A 3,137-nucleotide genomic window follows, 5' to 3' on the forward strand; every position below is an offset into this window, starting at 1 on the left:
GCCGGATCTCGGGCGCCGGGGTGCGCCCGCGCTGGTGGCGCTGACGGGGGCCGCGGGCGGCGCGGGTGGGATCGCCACCTCGATCGCCGAGCTGCCCGTGACCATCACCGTCATCATGCATGCGATCCGTGGCGCGGCCGAGGCTCAGGGCTTCGACCCCGACGATCCCGCGATCCGGGTGGAATGTCTGCGCATCTTCGGCGCGGGCAGCCCGCTGCAGCGCGACGACGGGGTGAACACGAGCTTCATCGGCGCCCGGATCGCGATGAGCGGCGCGGCCGTGAGCAAGGTGGTGGCCTCGGTCGCGCCGAAACTCGCCACCGCGCTCGGCCAGAAGCTCATGGCGCAGGCGGTGCCGGTTCTGGGGGCGGTGGCGGGCGCCGCGCTCAACACGGCCTATCTCAGCTACTATCGCGAGATCGCCGAGATCCGCTTCGCGCTCCTGCGGCTTGCCCAGACCCATGGGCCCGAGCGCGTGCTGTCGGAGTTCCAGTCGGCGGGGAAGCCGATCCCGCTCTACCGGGCCTGACATCCGCGCGGTGCGAGGGGCCTGCCGGGGGCGCCGGGCAGGCCGCCGCCTCAGGCCTCGTCCTTCCGCTCCGGGTTGTAGCGCTTGAAGAGGCCGCTCTGGGTCATGAAGAAGACGAAGATCGCGAGCGGCAGGCCGAAGGTCTTGAAATTCACCCAGGCATCGGTGCTCATCAGCCGCCAGACCGCCTCGTTGGCGATGGCCAGCGCGAAGAAGAAGGCCATCACCCGGCGCGTGAGGATCATCCAGCCCGCGTCCTGCAGCGGGATCGCCTCTTCCAGCACGAGCCGGAGCCAGCTCTGCCCGCGCAGGAGGCCTATGCCGAGCAGCACGCCGAACAGCAGGTAGATCATCGTGGGCTTCATCTTGAAGAAGCGATCGTCGTTCAGCCAGACGGACAGGCCGCCGAAGACCACGACCAGCACGACGGTGGCCACCTGCATCTTCGAGAGCTTGCCCGAGAGCCACCAGAGCAGGCCGGTGCAGATCACCATCAGCGGAATGAAGGCCGCGGTGACGATGATGAACCCCTGGTAGTCGGTGCCGGCGACGGTGAAGGTCTCGTCCTTCAGCTTGACGTAGCCGAGAAAGAAGGCCGCGATCGGGCCCCATTCCAGCACCGCCTTGACCACCGGGTTGATGCGCTCTGCCATGTCTCTCCCTTTCAGGCCAACTGAACCAGTATCGCGCCGAGGGCGATCAGGCCCATCAGCAGTATCTTCGCGGGCCCCGACCGCTCGCCGAGCAGGAGCCAGCCGATGGCTGCGGCGAAGAGCGTCGAGGTCTCGCGCAGCGAGGAGACCTCGGCCACCTTGCCGAGCCTCGTCCCGAGCATCACGCCGCCGAAGCTGACGAAGGCTATGAGCGCGCCCACGAAGCCGCGCAGCGCGAGGGCTGCCGCGGCCTCCGGCATCTGCCGCGCCTTCAGCAGCCTGTAGCCCAGCAGCAGCGGGAAATCGAGCGAGGTCATCAGGAAGAACCAGGCGAGGAAGGTGAAGGGATCGGGCATGAGCCGGATCGCCCAGGCGTCGAAGGTGGTGTAGATCGCGACCATGAGCCCGCCGGCGAAGGCCCAGGCGAGGCCGGCCTTGAGGTCCATCCGCCCGATCTGCGGGCTGGCTGCGAAGTTCAGCCGGGCGAGCGCGAGGATCGCGGCCGACAGGATCGCGACGCCGAGCCACTGGATCGCCACATAATGCTCGCCGAGAAAGAGCGCGGCGAAGGCGAGCGTGGCGAGCGGACCCACGCCGCGCACCACCGGATAGACGACCGTATAGGCCGCGCGCGAATAGGCCCGTGCCATGGCGATCTTGTAGGCGAGGTGGATCGCCATGACGCCTGCCATGACCAGCCATTCGAAGCCCTGCGGCCAGGGCACGAGGAAGAGGGCGACCGGCGCCGAGAGGAGCAGCATGAAGCTGTCGATCGCGCCGCGGGAGAGCCAGGGATCGTGCCGCCCCTTCTGGAGCGCCCCGAAGCAGGCATGGGCGAAGGCCGAGGTGAGCGCGAGGAGGAGCGCGATCCGCGCGCCCTCCGGGGTGCCTTCGAGAGAGAGGATCCAGGCTGTCATGATCGGGCGGAGCGGCGGACCGGGGCTGCGGGGCGGACCGCCGGGGGGCCTTCCGCCCCCCGGACCCCCCGAGGATATTTTTCCAGAGTGAGAGGGGAGGGAGGGGGCAGGGGCGTCAGTCGTCCAGCCCCATCAGGGCGCGGGCGAATTCCTCGGGATCGAAGGGCGCGAGGTCGTCGATCTGCTCGCCCACGCCGATGGCATGGATCGGCAGGCCGAACCGGTCGGCCAGCGCCACGAGGACGCCGCCCTTGGCGGTGCCGTCGAGCTTGGTCATCACGAGGCCCGAGACATCGGCGAGCTTGCGGAAGATCTCGACCTGGTTCAGCGCATTCTGCCCGGTCGTGGCATCGAGCACGAGGAGCGTGTTGTGCGGCGCGTCGGGATCCTTCTTGCGGATGACGCGGACGATCTTGGACAGTTCCTCCATCAGGTCGGCGCGGTTCTGCAGCCGGCCGGCCGTATCGATCATCAGGAGGTCCGCGCCTTCGGCCTGGGCCTTCGTCATGGCGTCGAAGGCGAGCGAGGCCGGGTCGGAGCCTTCGGGCGCGGTGAGGACGGGCACGCCCGCGCGGCGGCCCCAGACCTGGAGCTGCTCGACGGCCGCCGCGCGGAACGTGTCGCCCGCGGCGATCACCACCGACTTGCCGGCGGCGCGGAACTGCGAGGCGAGCTTGCCGATCGTCGTGGTCTTGCCCGATCCGTTCACGCCCACCACCAGCACGACCTGCGGGCGCGACGGATAAAGCGGCATCGGCCGTGCGACCGGCTCGAGGATGCGGGCGATCTCGGCGGCCAGCGCCTCCTTGATCTCGCGCGCCGAGACCCGGCGGCCGTAGCGGCCCTCGGCGATGTTCGCCGTGACGCGCAACGCCGTCTCGACGCCCATGTCGGCCTGGATCAGCACCTCCTCGAGGCTTTCGAGCATCGCATCGTCGAGGATGCGGCGGGGTTCCTCGGTCTGGCCGAACATGCGGCCGAAGAGGCCCGGGCGGCGTTCCGGCTCGGGCTCGGGCGGCAGGCCGGGCAGGGGCGCGG

The 3,137-nt window shown here is 69.7% G+C and carries 4 protein-coding genes; 1 reads left to right on the forward strand and 3 read right to left on the reverse strand.

Translation table 11 applies throughout. From position 1 onward, the window contains the following. Window positions 1-529: EcsC family protein (locus A9O63_RS00385; RefSeq protein WP_141703014.1), on the forward strand; the 529-nt coding region annotated here is incomplete at its 5' end. Window positions 530-579: 50 nt separating this feature from the next. Here A9O63_RS00385 and A9O63_RS00390 read toward each other — a convergent pair. The 3 genes from A9O63_RS00390 to ftsY form a co-directional block, all read right to left on the reverse strand. Then, window positions 580-1,182, reverse strand: coding sequence for an inner membrane-spanning protein YciB (locus A9O63_RS00390; RefSeq protein WP_069330145.1), 603 nt, complete (start codon window positions 1,180-1,182; stop codon window positions 580-582). Window positions 1,183-1,193: 11 nt separating this feature from the next. Further along, a complete protein-coding gene (locus A9O63_RS00395) occupies window positions 1,194-2,099 on the reverse strand; it encodes a DMT family transporter (RefSeq protein WP_069330146.1) in 906 nt (301 codons plus the stop codon). A gap of 115 nt (window positions 2,100-2,214) precedes the next feature. Beyond that, window positions 2,215-3,137: signal recognition particle-docking protein FtsY (ftsY, locus tag A9O63_RS00400; protein ID WP_069330147.1), on the reverse strand; the 923-nt coding region annotated here is incomplete at its 5' end.

Origin of the sequence: Cereibacter johrii (assembly GCF_001720585.1) — a bacterium.
Classification (GTDB): Bacteria; Pseudomonadota; Alphaproteobacteria; order Rhodobacterales; family Rhodobacteraceae; genus Cereibacter_A; species Cereibacter_A johrii.